The sequence below is a fragment of the Natrialba sp. INN-245 genome (genome assembly GCF_009807105.1).
In the GTDB taxonomy this organism is placed as follows: domain Archaea; phylum Halobacteriota; class Halobacteria; order Halobacteriales; family Natrialbaceae; genus Natrarchaeobius; species Natrarchaeobius swarupiae.
Genome location: NZ_WUBV01000036.1, coordinates 165,657 through 180,450, shown reverse-complemented (window position 1 = coordinate 180,450; position 14,794 = coordinate 165,657). Strand labels below are relative to the sequence as shown.

The window sequence follows — 14,794 nt, the reverse complement described above, 5'->3', positions numbered from 1 at the left end:
ATGAATGACGATAGTAATACGGTGACAACGGCCGTGACGAGGACGATCAGAACTCTCCGTACGACCGCGGGATCGATGCTCACCGAAATCGCCGCCGCGGTCGGAACGTTCGTCGGGCTGGTCTGGCTTGCCGCCAACGTCGTCTTCGCGGCCGTACAGGGACCCGCTCTCTCGCCGGAAACAGCCGGCGTTCCGGAGGAACTCGTCTGGCTCGGTATTCTCGCAGTTGCTTCGCTCGGGACGATCTGGCTCGAGCGCGACGGCTATCGGCTGATTCGTGCAGATCCACACGGCGGCGGAAACTTCGCCTGGCTGTCCGTCTGTTATCTGCCGTGTACCTTTCTCCCCGTGGGATACGCGCTGTCACTCCTCCTCGAGATTCCCGGCGTCTTCGTCAACCTCTATCTCGTCGCCTGCGTGTTACTCGGCGGCTGGCTGGCGTTCTACGGCGGCCTCGATCGACTCGATCTGGAGTTCTCGTCGTTCGTGTGGACGTTTCTCGTCGTCGTCGGTATGGCTCTCGTCGTGTTCACCGCAGAGACGGTACTGACGGCGGTCGGCCCGCTCGAGTGGCTCACCGACACGTGGGTACTTGCGGATACGACCCTCGCCCTATTCGCCATCGCTGGGCAAGGTGTCGTCCTCTTCGTCGGATTCGGATCAGTGCCTCGCGGTTCGGTTCCGTCCGTTCCACACCGATAGCGTCCGACTCGAGCGACCGATCGAGCGTGGTGGCACCTCCCGGTCTAGCACTGAAGGCGTCGTACGTGGAACGGCCACGCAATGACCGACGTAACTCTCGCCGACGTCGAACGAACTCTCGATCGAGCGACGGAACTCGAGGCCGAAGATGCCATCTCTGTACTGGAAACGGCACGAACGGACCTTCGCACCCTCGAAAGCGATCCCGATGTCGACGACGGTCGCCGCGAGGCACTCGAGAATCGACTCCAGCAGCGAATCAGGGAAATCGAGAACCGCGACGCCTACGACGGCGGACTCGGTGCAGCGATGAACCCGGACGAAGACGAGGCACCGTAGCGCCGGCACTGACTGACAGTCACTTGTATCACAGGGTCGACCGATGGCTTCGATATTTCCGGCGAGATCGGCCGTGCACCAACCCATTTATTCGGCTGCCGTCCCCATCGATTCGCATGCGAATTGCACTACTCGGTGGAACGGGTGACATCGGCGAAGGACTTGCGCTCCGGTTTGCGCGTGATACGGACCACGAGATCCTGATCGGCTCTCGCGATCCCGAGAAAGCGCGTGACGCGGTCGAGAGCTACGAGGCGGAACTCGACGACCGCGGACACGAGCCGACGATCAAGGGGTTTGGAAACGAGATGGCGGCCGACAGGGCGGACATCGTGGTCCTCTCAGTCCCACCGTACTACGCAGGGGACACGGTCGAGGCGATCGAAGACGTTCTCGACGAGGAGACGATCCTGGTAACGCCTGCGGTCGGGATGAACGGCGACGAGGACGGGATGCACTACCACCCGCCGGGGGTCGGAAGTGTCAGCGAACTCGTCGCCCAGCGGGCTCCTGACGGCGTTCCGGTCGTCGGTGCCTACCACAACCTCGCGGCGGGCAAACTCGCCGACCTCGACGTCGAGTTCGACCTCGATACGCTGATCGTCGGCGACGACTCCGACGCCAACGAGACGATCCGCACGCTCACGAACGAAATCGACGGATTGCGAGCCCTCGAGGCGGGACCACTCGCGAACGCCGCCGAAGTCGAGAGCGTTACGCCGCTGGTGATCAACATTGCCACGTACAACGACGAGATGCACGACGTCGGCGTCAAGTGGATATAAACCAGTTAGGAGGGCGGATTACGCACCTGCGGACTCGAGGGCGTCCTCTAAGTCCTCGCGCTGGGTAACTCCGACGAAGCGCTCGACGATGCCGTCGTCGTTTTCGATGACGAGCGTCGGGAGCGAGCGAACCTGATACTCGTTTGCGACGTCCTGTTGTTCGTCGACGTTTACCTTCTCGACTTCGAATCGGCCACCCCAGTCGTCCTCGAGTTCTTCGAGGATCGGGTCTTGGGTCTTACAGGGGCCACACCAGTCGGCGTAGAAGTCCTTGAGCGTGACAGTCATACAGTTCATCGACAGTTACCCCGCGCCGCGCATAAGGGTTTCCCACTCGCGCAAACGGCGTGGCGAACCGACGCGAGAGCGAGCGAACGTCGAAAGGTTTAGTTCACCCCACCCAGAAAGACTGGGTATGGACAAAGGACAGAACACCGGTGGGCTGATGTCCAGTGCCGGGCTCGTCCGGTACTTCGACTCCGAGGACTCGAACGCGATTCTCATCAACCCGAAGACGGTCATCGCGACTGGCGTCATGGTCGGCGTGCTCGTACAGCTGTTGACGTTCGTCTCCTGACCCCACCGTCCCTTCGAGTTCGTATCGAACCGTCTCGAGTCGCGACGCCGTGACGCGGCCTTTTTCATGACTCTTCCCGTAGACGCCCGTATGTCACTCGTCGCGGGCGTCGTCGCGGTCCAGGGCGACGTCGAAGAACACGCTAGCGCCATCGAACGAACGGCCGAATCCCGCGGCTACGAGGTCGACGTTCGCGAGATTCGGGAGTCGGGAATCGTCCCGGTGTGTGACCTGCTCGCGATGCCCGGCGGTGAGTCGACGACGATCTCGAGGCTGGTCCACAGTGAGGGGATCGCCCCCGAGATCATCGCTCACGTCGAAGCGGGCAAACCCCTGCTTGCGACCTGTGCCGGGTTGATCGTCGCCTCGAGGGACGCGGCTGACGACCGCGTCGACGAACTCGAGTTGATCGACGTCACCGTCGAGCGAAACGCCTTCGGTCGACAGAAAGACAGCTTCGAAGCCCCCCTGTCGGTCGACGGACTCGCCGACGACGATCCCTATCCTGCGGTGTTCATCCGTGCGCCAGCTATCGAAGCGGTCGGCAGTGCCGACGTGCTCGCCTCCTGGGACGGGCGGCCGGTCGCGGTCCGTGACGGTCCCGTCGTCGCGACCGCGTTTCATCCCGAGTTGACTCCCGACAGCCGGATTCACGGGTTGGCCTTTTTCGACAACGAGGCTGCGTCCGTACCGTCGCGCGAGAACACGGTCCGGTGACGGGCTCCGTTCGCGAGCAGAGCCGTGTCTGGAACCGTGATATTCTCGGCATAAATTAACTCTGTTCCGAAACACAGTACCTTTAATACGGCCCACATCGATGGTTCTTCCATGCCAGCGATCGACGTCTCCGAAACCATGGCCCGCAAGCTTGACGACCTCTCGAGCAACGAGGACGCCGAAGACGTGCTGTGGAAAGCGATGTATCTCTACGAGCGCTCCGAGTTCCCCGCCGAGTAGACGGACGGTCTGGCAGTTGCCGTCGCCGGACCAGTCGCGATTTTTCACGGTAGCGAGTTCGTCGACCAGTGCGCGCCCGTTGACGTAGCTCCGGTCACAGGTGGCCCTGGCATGCATTCGCGACCGGACCTGTTTTGCCCCTCGCACGCGAGTGAGAGAACATGCACGCATCTATCGACGCGGTTCGCGTCGCGGGGACCCCTCAAGGACCGGTTCCAGTGGTCGTCCTCGCCGTCGACGACGAGGAGGACGTGATCCCCATCTTCATCGGCTTCGACGAGGCGACCAGCATCGCTCGCGGGCTCGAGGCCGAGGACATCGGGCGACCGCTGACCCACGATTTGTTACTCGACGTGATCGAAGAGTTGGGCAGCCGGATCGATCGCGTCGTCGTCAGCGAGATCGAAGCGCGGGCGGACGGCCGCGGCGGCACCTACATCGCGGATCTACACGTCAAGACTCCGCGAGAGGAGGTCGTCATCGACGCCCGGCCCAGCGACTCGCTGGCTCTGGCCGCCCGGACGAACGCCACCATCGAAGTCACCGAGGACGTCTTCGAGGACGGCCGAGACGACAGCGAGAAGTTCGACGAATTAAAAGATATCCGCACCGTTGCCGGTGAACGATAGATGGACGACGTACTCGAGGAGCTGTTCGACGTCATCGAGGACCGAAAGGAAACGCTACCCGAGGGATCGTACACCGCCTCGCTGTTTACCCACGAGAAAGGCGAGAACGCGGTACTCGAGAAACTCGGCGAGGAGACGACCGAACTCGTACTGGCAGCGAAAGACGACGACCGCGACGAAGTCGCCTACGAGGCCGCCGACATCGTCTACCACCTGCTCGTCTTGCTGTCGATGAAGGAGATGGAGCTTTCGGATCTCGAGGCCGAACTCGAGGCGCGTCGGTAACACCGTCGCTTTCGCCACCCGATTTCCGCCCGAAGCTGTCGCACCGTCCAAAGCTATCACACCATCAACAGCCGTCGATCTTACTATCGATTCGTCGATCGAACGAAAACCGACTGGGTTGGGCCGAACTCAGAACGTCGAGACCGTCGACCACCACGACGTCGCCGTAGCGCTTGGTGAGGTTCTCCGTGACGATCATCGTCACCTCACCCCGACGAATCCCGCCGAACACGCCGAAGATCCTGTTACCGACTCGTCTCTATGCATCGTACTCGCCACCACTGTGCTGCTGGTAAAAGGTTTTTGGACAGACACGTAATCCAACATATTTGTATTCCAGCGGAACGGAATGAACACTCGTGTCGATTCGATCCTCGCCTACCGGACGCACCTCTCCAGAGATGATCTGGATGACGGCGGCACCTGCCGTGACTGTGCGTAGTCCAGTTTACGCGCCAGCCGATGGATCGAACCGCCCCAAACGACGGGAGTCGGACCACCGATGCAGGCCGGAAACGCCGCCGGAGAACCGATGCGTTCTCTCGGTGTGCAACCGCGTGGACACATTCATGGTCCGGTAGCCCACACAGCCGATACCGACGATCGATCGAGGTTCGACCCGATCGGTCCCGCGATTGAGGACACCAATGGCCCCCGACGATCCGCCCGACGAGCCGACGACCGGCACCGACTACCGGCAGGTCTCGTTCGTCGTCCTCGCGGCGGTCGCCGTCGTCCTCGCGGCGTTTTTCGCGCCGGCGATCGGCGGCCAGGGGGAGTCCGGGTTCGGCGAGCCAGGAGACGAATCCGACGACGCCTTCGACTGGCTCGAGTTGCTCGCGTTGCTCGATCTATTCACCGAGCCCGAACCGGCCCAGGCACAGTGTACGATCTGGTTGAGCGACGAACCGGTTCCGGGAACCGAGGTGACGGCGACGGTCCACTACGAAGACGAAGAGCTCGCCGACGCACCGGTGTGGTTCAACGACCGCCACGTCGGCCAGACGGACGAACAAGGACAGGTGACTGGAACGGTTCCGTACGAACGGGAACTGCTGATCCGGGTCGGTACCGGCGAGGGCGGCGAGTGTCGCGCCGGACAGACGACCGCCTCGCGCTCGCCCGCCGTGACCGACGTCGACGTTCCCCACCCCATCGTCTCGTCTACACTCGACACTACGTCTTCGGTCGACGACGTCTCGTCCGTCGATTTCGGCTCCCTCCACACCGCCGATACCGCTCGAGCACAGATCGAGGGGAACGCGACGGCCGAGTACGAGATCGACGGCTTCGTGATGCTCGATCTTCAGGACGATCCGTATCCGGGCGAGGAGATCACCGTCGAAGCCAGCATCCAGGGAGCGCCGATGCGGTCGGCCGACGTCGCCGTCGACGGCGAGTCGATCGGCGAAACCGACGAGAACGGAACGGTCGACCTGACGATCCCGGACGACGGCTCCGACCGACTCTCGCTTACCGTCGCCCGCGGCGAGTTCGAACGGACGGCGACGCTTCGTATCCTCCTGCTCGAGGCGCAGTTCGTCGCCGACGGGATCGCGCCGATTCCCGGCAGTGATGGTGGCGTTCAAGCGGAGATCGCGGACGAGCCGGTCAAGGACGCCGACGTCGCCGTCGACGGCGAGCCCCACGGGGAGACCGACGAGAACGGAACGGTACCCCTCTCGCTGCCGTTGAACCCCACCGAACCCGTCACGGTCGATACCGGCGATCAGACCGCGACGACCACGTTCGTAGATAGCTACGGCGGACCACTGGTCGCCCTGGCCGTCCTCGTCCTCGGCGGAGTTGCGGCCGGCTATCGGACTCACGGATCTCGCGGCTCGATCGCCGTTCTCGCCGGAGTCGCGGCCGTGATGGCCGTCCTCGTCGCGGAGGCGTTTTACGGCTCCGTCGGCGGGTTGGCCACACTCGCTGCCGTCGCGGTGATCGCGCTCGCGCTCGCGGCGCATCGATCCGACCGACGCGTCAGGCCGTCTGTCCCCTCGGCGCCGTCGGTTCGCGGCGGAATCACCGACTGGGTCGTCGCCCGGACGCTGGCGATCGTAGCCGCCCTCGAGTCGTTGGTCGCGTGGCTCCGGTCGCTGGCCGCCGCCGTCCGTCTCCGCATCGCGTCGCTGCCACGCTCGGTGACCGGTCTCGCACGCGCGCTCGGTCGATGGCTCGCGGCGCTTCCCGGACGAGCGGTCGAAGCAACCCGACGTGCCATCGCGGCCACGCCCCGCCCCGGCGTCAGAACGGTCGTCGCCGTCACTATCGGGACGGCCCTCGTGGCCGCCAGCTACGTCGAGTTCGGCGAACGGGTCGCCGCGGTCGTCGCGACGGTGCTCGTGTGTCTCGCCGTCGTCTATCGGTTCGTCGGCCGCGACGACGAGGACTCGAGCGAGGCGGCTGACGGCCCGGGCGAAGCCGGCCGCATCCGCAGCGAAGCCGACACCGCGGACGACCGCACGTTCCGCGAGATCTGGCGGGCGTTCGCCCGGGACGTCGCGCCCCGTCGCTGGCGGACGCGAACGCCTGGTGAGGTCCGCCGGCGGGCTCTCGAGGAGGGGTATCCACGCGAACCGGTCGTCGAGTTGACGACGCTGTTCCTCGAGGTCGAGTACGGCGATCGAGCCCGATCGGAGACGGTCCGGCGGCGTGCGACAGACGCCTACGACGAAATCGTCGACGCGAGGGCGGCCGAGGTCTCGACCGAACGCGACGACGAGGACAGCGCCGCCGTCGACACCACCAGCCCGGAGAGCGCGTCGCTCGAGGGAGACGAACGCGGGGGCCAACGGGTGGTCGAGTCGTGACGAGCGCTCGCAGCGCGGGGGTCGCGCTCCTCGGCCTCGCGTTCGTCGTCGGCGGTGTGGCCCTCGGAATCGCCGGCGCGTCGGGGGGCGGACAGTCCGTCCAGACCGGCTTCGGCGTCCTGATCGTCCTCCTCGCAGCCGCCGTCGCGGGCTGGAAAGTCTGGGGTGCACTCGAGTCCGACGGTTCGACGCCGCCGGTTCCCTGGGCGGACGACGAGCCCTTCGCCAATCCGGCACCCGAACGGACGATCCGAGAGCCACCCCTATCGAGTGACGGCCTCACGGCCGTCGTCGAAGAAGCGGGAGCCACCGCCCGGAAGAGCGGAACCGTCGACGACGGTCTCGACGTCCTCCGACCGGTACTTCGCGAGGCACTCGTCGACGCGCTGGTCCAGGGCGGAGTCGCGAGGGCCGACGCAGAGGCGGCGGTTTCGGACGGCTCGTGGACCGACGACGGCGTCGCCGCGAGCGTCCTCGAGGAGACGATTTCCGGTCCCGACCGGTCGTTTCGGAAACGGGTGTACGCCTGGCTGTTTCCCGAACGCGTCGTCCGCCGACTCGCGAGACGGGCGATGGCCGCCGTCGCGGACGCCGCCGACGAGGCGCTCCCGACGGTTCCGGGCCAGACCGCGCCCCGGACCGTTCCCGTCGTCCAGCCGCGTCTCGAGGAGTTGACGCGCGGTGCCGACGGGCGACTCGAACGGGCCGTGGATCCGGACGCGGTCGCTCGAGGGCCGCGGCCGCCGGGGGGTGGGCCGGTCGATGCGGACTCGAGCCCGAACGACGTGGACTCGATTTCAAGCAAGACGGACTCGAGTGCCGACGAGACGGACGCGAACGCCGGCGCTGTGGACGGAGTCAGAGCCGCCCCGACGGAGTCCGACGGAGTCGGAGACGGGGAGGTGAATCGGCCGTGACGTGGAGACAGCACCGCTGGCGCGGTGCCGTCGCGGCGACGATTCTCCTCGTCGCGCTCGGGGTCGCTCGCGGGAACGGCGCCGTGTTACTCGGCGCGGTCGTCCCGCTGCTATACGTCGCTTACGGCGCACTCTCGCGGGCGAGCGCTCCGGAGGACCTCGTCGTCCGGCGAACGATCAGCCCGACGCCCGCGCCGCCGGGTCGTCCCGTAACCATCTCGCTCGAGGTCGAAAACGACGGCGAGCGGACGCTGACGGACGTTCGCGTCGCGGACGCGGTACCGGCGGACCTCGCCGTCACCGGCGGATCGCCGCGAGGAAGCGGGACGCTCGAGCCGGGTGATCGGATCGTCCTGGAGTACGCGGTGGTCGCCCGTCGCGGCGAGTACGAGTTCGACCCGCCCCAGGTCAGGGTTCGCGGGCTCGGCGCCGGCGCGGTGGTCACGACCGCGCCTGCAGTCGACGGCGACAGTTCGCTCGCCTGTCGACTCGACGCCGACGCCCCGCCGCTCGAGCAGATCGGGACCGGGCGAATCGGTCAGCTGACGACCGATCGGCCCGGCGAGGGGCTTACCTTCCACTCGACCCGGGAGTACCACCCCGACGACCCCGCGGATCGGATCGACTGGCGACACTACGCCAAACGCGGCTCGCTCGCGACGGTCAACTACGAACGGCAGGTCGCCGCGACCGTCGTGTTGGTCGTCGACGCACGCGAACCGAACCGTGTCGTCGCCGGCCCGGGTCGACCCACCGCCGTCGAACTTTCGGCGTACGCCGCCACGCGCGCGCTGACCGACCTGCTCGGCCACGGTCACGACGTCGGCGTCGCCGCCATCGGTCTCTCCGGCCCCGGTCCGACAGGCCTCCACTGGCTCGAGCCTGCCAGTGGCTCCGAACAACGCGCCCGCGGCCTCGAGATCTTCCGGGACGCGACGGGTGTCCACGACGGCAGCGACGCGGAACAGCCATCGGAGTGGTCAGCCGCGAGGACCTCGAACTGGGAGCGACGGGATCGAGCGGAGCGGGCAGGCGGGGACCATCGAGCGGAACGGACGGATCGACGCGATCGAACGGAACAGGTGCACAGACGAAATCGAGCAGAACAGGCGCACGGACGAACGGAACGGACCGCAGGAGCCACCGACGTCGACGACCGGCGGGCGGACGAACAGATCCGCAAGCTGATCGAACTCGCGCCCGCGGGGGCACAGGTAGCGCTGTTCTCCCCGTTACTCGACGATCTACCGGTCAAGGCGGTCGAGACCTGGCGTGGCGGGGGACTCCCGTCGATCGTCCTCTCGCCCGACGTCGTCCCGGAGAACACCGTCAGCGGACAGTACGCACAGATTCGACGACGAACCCGCCTCGCCCGCTGTCAGTCCGTCGGAACACGCGCCGTCGACTGGCGACGCGGCACGCCGTTACCGCTGATCATCGAGTACGCCTTCAGCGCGAACGCGCGGCTCTCGAGTGGGCGACTCGGCGCGAACGCGGGCTCCGGGGGGCGACCTGGCGACGACGAGTCGGTCGACCCGTGGGAAACCGATGGCGACGGCTCCGACGCGTCCGCTCGAGTCGCTGCCGGTGCCGAGACGACTGGGAGTGACGCCTCGTCGACCGAGGCCGGGTCGATGCCGGAAGACGAAGCGATCGGTCCGGCGACCGAACGCGCCGAGACGGGGGGTGAGGACTGATGTCTCTCGCCGGTCCCCGCCTCGATCGTCCGTCGGCGATCGGCGACGAGGGCCGACCCAGGGCGATCAGCCTCTGGATCGCCACCCTCGTCATCGTCGCGATCACCGTCGCCATCGGGGCCGCTCTCGGCGAGCCGACGCTCGTGACGCTGCCGGCGACGTTCGCCGGCCTGGCCGTGGCCGGAATCGCCCTGCTCGATCGGAGGGGCTTCGTCCAGCTGTTCGTCGGCCACACGCTGATCGTGACGTTCGGCTCGGTGTTCGCGTTACTGGTCCTCGCCGCGCCGTTACTCGGCGGCCCGGGAATCGCACTCGCCGGCTTTACTGTCGCGCTGTTCGGGATCGCGATGGCCTGGGCGGACGTCGGCGGCGACGGGACGAAACGCGCTGTCGCTAGCTGTTTCGTGACGTACGCGGCGGTGCTCAGTTCGTCCGTGTTTCTCCTGGTGGTGACCGCGTTCGGCGTTCTCGGCTGGGCGATCGTCGTCGTCGTGACCGAGACGTCCTCGATCGGAGGCTCGGTCGTCGGCTTCGCTCTCGTCGCGGTCGGTGCCGGCTGTTCGGCGCTGATCGCCCTCTGGGTGCTCCCGATCCGACAGCTGACCCCGCGCAGTCGCCGCGACCGCGTCGAGAGCGCGCTCTCGAGCGCTCGGTGGCGAATCGGGATCGGAACGATCGCCACGTTCGGCGTCCTTATCGCGGTGGCGATCGCGTCCGTCTTCGATCTGCTCGGCCCGGGTGTGAGCGGCGTCCCGATACTCGAGTCGCTCCTCGTCGGCCTCTCCGCACCGTTCGTCGTCTGGCCGATCGTCGGGCTGGCGCTTCTCGCGCTGTTTGCGAGCGCCGTCGCGATCACACTTCGCCTGCTCACTCGACGCTTCGGGACGAGCGCGGTCCGCTGGAGCAGCGCCGTCGTCGTCGGCGTCTCGCTGGTTGCCTTCGTGGTAGGGATGGCGATCATCGTGATCCTGGGAATGACTTACTTCAACCTGATCGGTGCGGCCATGGCCGCCAACGCGGCGTCGATCGTCGTCGTCATCCTCGTGGTCGGACCGCCGGCATTCCTGATCGTCGTCGGCCTGGTGCTCGTCGGCGTCTTGCTCCGGATCGTTCCCGACCGCGCGGGCGGACCGGCGCTCGCCGCGGTCGGCCTCGTCGTCGCCGCGATCGGCTTCGGCTCCATCAGCCCGATTCTGGTCTTCGTCTGTCTGGCCGGGGCGGCGGTCGTCTGGGACGTCTCGACGTTCGGCCTGGGACTGACAGCCGAACTCGGCCACCTTCCCGATACCCGGCGAACCGAACTGTTCCACGGCGTGCTCTCGGTCGGCGTCGGCGTCGTTGCCGTCCTCGTTGCGGTCGCCCTCGAGTGGGTTCGAACCGACGTCTTCGGCGGCGTCGTCGCGATGGGGGCGGTCGTCGCGGTCGGCTTCGGCGCGTTGATCCTGTTGCTCCCGCTTCGCGGCTAGGCTCTGTAACGAATCGCAGCGTCACCCCCCACACTCCCGCCGCCCGAGAGACGGAGAAGGTGGCAACGAAGCGAGGGTTCATGATGGCTCGGCGTAATGATCAGGTATGAACGAGACGAACGTAACCCCCGACGAGGCCGCGGCGGCCGTCCGGACGATCCTCGAGCGCATCGAGGAGGCCGCCGTCGTCGATCGCCGGGTGCTGTTCGCCATGCTCTCTGCCGTCCTCGCCCGCGGTCACGTCCTCCTCGAAGACGTCCCCGGGACGGGAAAGACCGTCACCGCCCGCGTCATCGCCGAGACGATGGGCCTCGAGTTCACCCGAATCCAGTTTACGCCCGATCTGTTACCCTCAGACGTCACCGGCTCGACCGTCTACGACGAACACGCCGGCGAGTTCGAGTTCGCCGAGGGCCCGGTGTTCGCGAACGTCGTGCTGGCCGACGAGATCAATCGCGCACCGCCGAAGACCCAGGCCGCCTTGCTCGAGGCCATGGAGGAACGCCAGGTCAGTATCGACGGAACGACCTACGATCTCCCACAGCCGTTTATCGTCATCGCGACCCAGAATCCGATCGAACAGGAGGGAACGTTCCGCCTGCCCGAAGCCCAGCGCGACCGCTTTAGCGTCAAGACCTCCTTTGGCTACCCCGATTTCGACGGCGAGATGGGACTGCTCGAGCGCCGGGCGAATCGGCGGACGCTGTCGCCGAGCGTCGATCCGGCGGTGACGCCGAACTCGGTGCGAGTCCTCCAGATGCTGACCGAGGAAGTCGACGTCGACGAGAAGATCCGCGAGTACATCGTCGAACTCGCACGCGCGACCAGACGCGACGGGCGAGCCGAGATCGGCGTCTCACCGCGGGGCGTCCAGCGGGTGTTCGAGGCGGCTCGCGCGGCCGCGATCATCGACGGCCGTTCGTACGTCACCCCCGACGACGTCAAGCGACTCGCCCAGCCGACGATGGCCCACCGGGTCGTCCTCACCACCGAGGCGACCGTCGAAGGCGTCGAAGGGAACGACGTCGTTCGGTACGCACTCGAGACGGTCGACGTTCCGGCGGTCGCCCCCGGCGAAGACGAGTCCGACGGCGGTGGCGAATCGACGGACGCAGACGAACCAACGGACGTAGACGGATCGCCGGCCGACCGACAGGCATCGGACCGGGACGGGCCCGAGGCCGGCCAAGAAACCGCCGAGACTGACGGGAGCTCACCGGGGGCCGAGCCCGCGCCGAGTCGGTCCGCGGAGCCAGCGCCCGCCGACGGCTCGCCGGCGTCAGACCGCGACGACGCGTAAACTCGAGGCGAAACGGGAGCCCTCACTCGGCGTACCGTCCCCGACAGACCCCTTGCATTCGCTCCCTCCAGGTTGATGCGGCCGTTCGGCGAAGCCCGAGTCGATGGCGCTCCAACAGATCGACCACGTCGACGACCGCATGCAGGAGTGTATCGACAACTGTCTCGAGGCGGCCCAGGTTTGTGAGTGGTGTGCCGACGCCTGCCTCGACGAGGGCGAAGAGATGGCCCGATGCGTTCGGCTCTGTCGGGACGTCGCGGACGTCACGACGCTTCACGCCCGCTGGATGGCGCGAAACTCGGGGTACCACCACGAACTCGCGGCGATCTGTGCGGACCTCTGTGAGGAGTGCATCGAGGAGTGTACACGACACGACCACGAGCACTGTCAGGCGTGTGCGGAGGTCCTTCCCGATTGCGTCGAGAGCTGTCGGGAGATGGCGTCGGCCTGAGATGGTCCCGATCGATACCACGCCGCGTTGCCGGCCCGGGCGGATTTTCGACCTCGAGACAGCTTCAGACGCCCCGTTCGTCGACCGGCGTCCACGTCCGCCCCGTCTCTCCGACGTACCGCGACACCGGCCGCACCAGCCGGTTGTCCTCGAGTTGCTCGAGGCAGTGGGCGCTCCAGCCGCCGACCCGCGAGACGGCGAACGTCGGCGTGAACAACTCCTGTGGGACGCCGACGCCATCGAGTAACGCGGCAGTGTAGAACTCGACGTTCGTCTCGAGTCGGCGGTCGGGTTTGTGTTCGGCGAGCGCGTCCACGGCGGTCGATTCGAACGCCTGGACGGTCTCGAAGAAGTCGGCGTCCGCCGACTGTGCGTACAGTCGTTCGGCGGCGTCAGAGAGGACCGCCGCACGCGGGTCGCGGACGCGATAGACGCGATGGCCAAAGCCCATCAACCGCTCGCCGCCCTCGAGTTTCTCCCGGACGTATCCCTCGGGATCGCCCTCCTCGTGGACCTCCCGGAGCATCTCGAGGACTGGTCCCGGCGCACCGCCGTGGAGCGGACCTTTCAGCGCGCCGACGGCGGCCGTGATCGCGGAGATCAGGTCGGAGTCGGTGGAGACGACGGTTCGTGCGGTGAACGTCGACGCGTTGACGCCGTGTTCGATCACGGTGTTGAGGTACGTCTCGAGGCCGCGAACGTCGGCGGGCGTCGGCTCCTCGCCGGTGAGCAGGTAGAGGTAGTTGGCGGCGTGATTCAGGTCGGACCGGGGCTCGAGGGGCTCTTCCCCCCGCCGGTAGCGCCAGTAGGTGGCGACAACCGTCGGAACGACGGCCACGAGGCGTATCGCGTCGGCCCGCGGCCCGGAGCCGGTCTCGGCTGTCGTATCCACATCCGCGTTCTCGCGTTCGCCGCCCTCGTCCTCGAGGGAGGCCGCGGCGACGCCCATCCGGAGCGCATCCATCGCCGGCGCACCGTCCGCGGCGGCGCGACGAAGCACCTGGCGGACCTCCTCCGTAATCCGCCGGCGAGCGGCGAGGTCGGTCCGGAACGTCTCGAGTTCGTCCGCCGTCGGCAACCGGCCCTTGAAGAGGAGGAAGACGCTCTCCTCGTAACTCGCGTTCGCCGCGAGTTCCTCGAGCGGGTAGCCGCCGATAATCAGTTCGCCCGCCTCGCCGTCAACGTCGCTCAACTCCGTCTCCGCGACGATCACTCCCTCGAGTCCGGGATTCGTCGTCTCGCTCATACGATCGGATCGGATTCCGGGGACGTAAGCGCTCGGAGGACGCTCGTTCTCCACGGAATCTGATACGCGCGTCGATCGAACCCGTTCGCCGGCGAGCGCTCGAGATCGCATCGGTCGATGAGCCGGACGTTCTGCGGATTCGGCAGGCCGACCGACCGAAAACTTCCGTTCGCTCGTCTGGACGATAACACGTGGTGTCCGTCGTGGACCGATCGTCCGGTAAACGATCTTTCTTCTGAATCAGTGACACGACGGCTCGAGCCGAACTCAGCCGCGTACAACTGGTCCGATCCGAACTCAGCCGTCGTGGAACTCCTCCATGCAGGTGTGAAGCGCGTCGTCGTCGGTTTCGATCTCCGCGCCGTCCGCCGAGATCAGCAGTCGTCCCTCGCCGCCCGACCTGCGGCCGATCGTCCACGTGACCGGCTCCATCTCGTCGCCGTCGACCGTCGCCGTCACCTCGAACGTCGCGTACGCGTTCGTGACGGGCAAGGAGGGCCGGTCGGTGACGTCGATCTCGTCGTCGGGTTTCGTCTCGACGTCGGCCTCCTCGAAGACGACGTCGCCGTCCTCGTCGCGGACGACGATCGAGACGGTCGCGGCCTCGTCGGTTTCGTTCACGAGGAC

The 14,794-nt window shown here is 66.6% G+C and carries 18 protein-coding genes; 14 read left to right on the top strand and 4 right to left on the bottom strand.

Annotated elements, in window-relative coordinates; all coding sequences use genetic code 11:
* Nucleotides 1-21: 21 nt before the first annotated feature.
* From GRS80_RS11370 to npdG, 3 genes are all read left to right on the top strand, one after another.
* Nucleotides 22-702: a hypothetical protein gene (locus GRS80_RS11370; protein WP_160047644.1), complete on the top strand. Its 681-nt coding sequence runs from the start codon at nt 22-24 to the stop codon at nt 700-702.
* Nucleotides 703-783: 81 nt separating this feature from the next.
* A complete protein-coding gene (locus GRS80_RS11365) occupies nt 784-1,041 on the top strand; it encodes a hypothetical protein (RefSeq protein ID WP_160047643.1) in 258 nt (85 codons plus the stop codon).
* A 116-nt stretch (nt 1,042-1,157) separates the two neighbouring features.
* On the top strand, nt 1,158-1,826 hold the full coding sequence (gene npdG, locus GRS80_RS11360) for an NADPH-dependent F420 reductase (RefSeq protein WP_160047642.1): 669 nt from the start codon (nt 1,158-1,160) through the stop codon (nt 1,824-1,826).
* An 18-nt stretch (nt 1,827-1,844) separates the two neighbouring features.
* On the opposite strand, the gene GRS80_RS11355 is transcribed toward npdG, so the two are convergent.
* Nucleotides 1,845-2,114, bottom strand: coding sequence for a thioredoxin domain-containing protein (locus tag GRS80_RS11355; RefSeq protein ID WP_160047807.1), 270 nt, complete (start codon nt 2,112-2,114; stop codon nt 1,845-1,847).
* A gap of 127 nt (nt 2,115-2,241) precedes the next feature.
* Between GRS80_RS11355 and GRS80_RS11350 the strand changes: the two genes are divergently transcribed.
* The 5 genes from GRS80_RS11350 to hisE all read left to right on the top strand — a co-directional run bounded on the left by GRS80_RS11350 (nt 2,242) and on the right by hisE (nt 4,274).
* A complete protein-coding gene (locus tag GRS80_RS11350) occupies nt 2,242-2,403 on the top strand; it encodes a preprotein translocase subunit Sec61beta (RefSeq protein ID WP_160047641.1) in 162 nt (53 codons plus the stop codon).
* Nucleotides 2,404-2,493: 90 nt separating this feature from the next.
* Nucleotides 2,494-3,120, top strand: coding sequence for a pyridoxal 5'-phosphate synthase glutaminase subunit PdxT (gene pdxT, locus GRS80_RS11345; RefSeq protein ID WP_160047640.1), 627 nt, complete (start codon nt 2,494-2,496; stop codon nt 3,118-3,120).
* A gap of 111 nt (nt 3,121-3,231) precedes the next feature.
* Nucleotides 3,232-3,360, top strand: a complete 129-nt coding sequence (locus tag GRS80_RS20960; RefSeq protein ID WP_255455271.1) for a hypothetical protein — start codon at nt 3,232-3,234, stop codon at nt 3,358-3,360.
* A 161-nt stretch (nt 3,361-3,521) separates the two neighbouring features.
* Nucleotides 3,522-3,989: a bifunctional nuclease family protein gene (locus GRS80_RS11340; RefSeq protein WP_149081482.1), complete on the top strand. Its 468-nt coding sequence runs from the start codon at nt 3,522-3,524 to the stop codon at nt 3,987-3,989.
* Nucleotides 3,990-4,274 (top strand): phosphoribosyl-ATP diphosphatase, encoded by a 285-nt coding sequence (gene hisE, locus GRS80_RS11335; protein ID WP_149081481.1) that lies wholly within the window; start codon nt 3,990-3,992, stop codon nt 4,272-4,274.
* Between the two features lie 64 nt (nt 4,275-4,338).
* On the opposite strand, the gene GRS80_RS20955 is transcribed toward hisE, so the two are convergent.
* Nucleotides 4,339-4,473 carry a hypothetical protein gene (locus tag GRS80_RS20955; protein ID WP_255455270.1) on the bottom strand — a complete coding sequence of 45 codons (135 nt, stop codon included), beginning with the start codon at nt 4,471-4,473 and terminating at the stop codon, nt 4,339-4,341.
* Between the two features lie 448 nt (nt 4,474-4,921).
* Between GRS80_RS20955 and GRS80_RS11330 the strand changes: the two genes are divergently transcribed.
* The 6 genes from GRS80_RS11330 (at nt 4,922) to GRS80_RS11300 (ending at nt 12,921) form a co-directional block, all read left to right on the top strand.
* Nucleotides 4,922-7,090 (top strand): DUF4129 domain-containing protein, encoded by a 2,169-nt coding sequence (locus GRS80_RS11330; protein WP_160047639.1) that lies wholly within the window; start codon nt 4,922-4,924, stop codon nt 7,088-7,090.
* A complete protein-coding gene (locus tag GRS80_RS11325) occupies nt 7,087-8,007 on the top strand; it encodes a hypothetical protein (RefSeq protein ID WP_160047638.1) in 921 nt (306 codons plus the stop codon). The genes GRS80_RS11330 and GRS80_RS11325 overlap by 4 nt, the downstream gene beginning before the upstream one ends.
* Nucleotides 8,004-9,704: a DUF58 domain-containing protein gene (locus tag GRS80_RS20720; protein ID WP_343161542.1), complete on the top strand. Its 1,701-nt coding sequence runs from the start codon at nt 8,004-8,006 to the stop codon at nt 9,702-9,704. Before GRS80_RS11325 ends, GRS80_RS20720 begins: the two co-directional genes overlap by 4 nt.
* A complete protein-coding gene (locus GRS80_RS11310) occupies nt 9,704-11,170 on the top strand; it encodes a hypothetical protein (RefSeq protein WP_160047637.1) in 1,467 nt (488 codons plus the stop codon). The genes GRS80_RS20720 and GRS80_RS11310 overlap by 1 nt, the downstream gene beginning before the upstream one ends.
* A gap of 106 nt (nt 11,171-11,276) precedes the next feature.
* Nucleotides 11,277-12,470, top strand: a complete 1,194-nt coding sequence (locus GRS80_RS11305; RefSeq protein ID WP_160047636.1) for a MoxR family ATPase — start codon at nt 11,277-11,279, stop codon at nt 12,468-12,470.
* A 103-nt stretch (nt 12,471-12,573) separates the two neighbouring features.
* A complete protein-coding gene (locus tag GRS80_RS11300) occupies nt 12,574-12,921 on the top strand; it encodes a four-helix bundle copper-binding protein (protein WP_160047635.1) in 348 nt (115 codons plus the stop codon).
* A 64-nt stretch (nt 12,922-12,985) separates the two neighbouring features.
* Here GRS80_RS11300 and GRS80_RS11295 read toward each other — a convergent pair whose 3' ends face one another.
* Together GRS80_RS11295 and GRS80_RS11290 are read right to left on the bottom strand one after the other, a co-directional pair.
* Nucleotides 12,986-14,167: a citrate synthase/methylcitrate synthase gene (locus GRS80_RS11295; RefSeq protein WP_160047634.1), complete on the bottom strand. Its 1,182-nt coding sequence runs from the start codon at nt 14,165-14,167 to the stop codon at nt 12,986-12,988.
* Nucleotides 14,168-14,464: 297 nt separating this feature from the next.
* Nucleotides 14,465-14,788, bottom strand: coding sequence for a hypothetical protein (locus GRS80_RS11290; RefSeq protein WP_160047633.1), 324 nt, complete (start codon nt 14,786-14,788; stop codon nt 14,465-14,467).
* Nucleotides 14,789-14,794: the final 6 nt, after the last annotated feature.

Bases quoted from the DNA above. Each gene is read 5' to 3' on its own strand.
- GRS80_RS11365 (WP_160047643.1), top strand. From the start codon at position 784: ATGACCGACGTAACTCTCGCCGACGTCGAACGAACTCTCGATCGAGCG.
- npdG (WP_160047642.1), top strand. From the start codon at position 1,158: ATGCGAATTGCACTACTCGGTGGAACGGGTGACATCGGCGAAGGACTT.
- GRS80_RS11355 (WP_160047807.1), bottom strand. From the start codon at position 2,114: ATGACTGTCACGCTCAAGGACTTCTACGCCGACTGGTGTGGCCCCTGT.
- GRS80_RS11350 (WP_160047641.1), top strand. From the start codon at position 2,242: ATGGACAAAGGACAGAACACCGGTGGGCTGATGTCCAGTGCCGGGCTC.
- pdxT (WP_160047640.1), top strand. From the start codon at position 2,494: ATGTCACTCGTCGCGGGCGTCGTCGCGGTCCAGGGCGACGTCGAAGAA.
- GRS80_RS20960 (WP_255455271.1), top strand. From the start codon at position 3,232: ATGCCAGCGATCGACGTCTCCGAAACCATGGCCCGCAAGCTTGACGAC.
- GRS80_RS11340 (WP_149081482.1), top strand. From the start codon at position 3,522: ATGCACGCATCTATCGACGCGGTTCGCGTCGCGGGGACCCCTCAAGGA.
- hisE (WP_149081481.1), top strand. From the start codon at position 3,990: ATGGACGACGTACTCGAGGAGCTGTTCGACGTCATCGAGGACCGAAAG.
- GRS80_RS20955 (WP_255455270.1), bottom strand. From the start codon at position 4,473: ATGATCGTCACGGAGAACCTCACCAAGCGCTACGGCGACGTCGTGGTG.
- GRS80_RS11330 (WP_160047639.1), top strand. From the start codon at position 4,922: ATGGCCCCCGACGATCCGCCCGACGAGCCGACGACCGGCACCGACTAC.
- GRS80_RS11310 (WP_160047637.1), top strand. From the start codon at position 9,704: ATGTCTCTCGCCGGTCCCCGCCTCGATCGTCCGTCGGCGATCGGCGAC.
- GRS80_RS11305 (WP_160047636.1), top strand. From the start codon at position 11,277: ATGAACGAGACGAACGTAACCCCCGACGAGGCCGCGGCGGCCGTCCGG.
- GRS80_RS11300 (WP_160047635.1), top strand. From the start codon at position 12,574: ATGGCGCTCCAACAGATCGACCACGTCGACGACCGCATGCAGGAGTGT.
- GRS80_RS11295 (WP_160047634.1), bottom strand. From the start codon at position 14,167: ATGAGCGAGACGACGAATCCCGGACTCGAGGGAGTGATCGTCGCGGAG.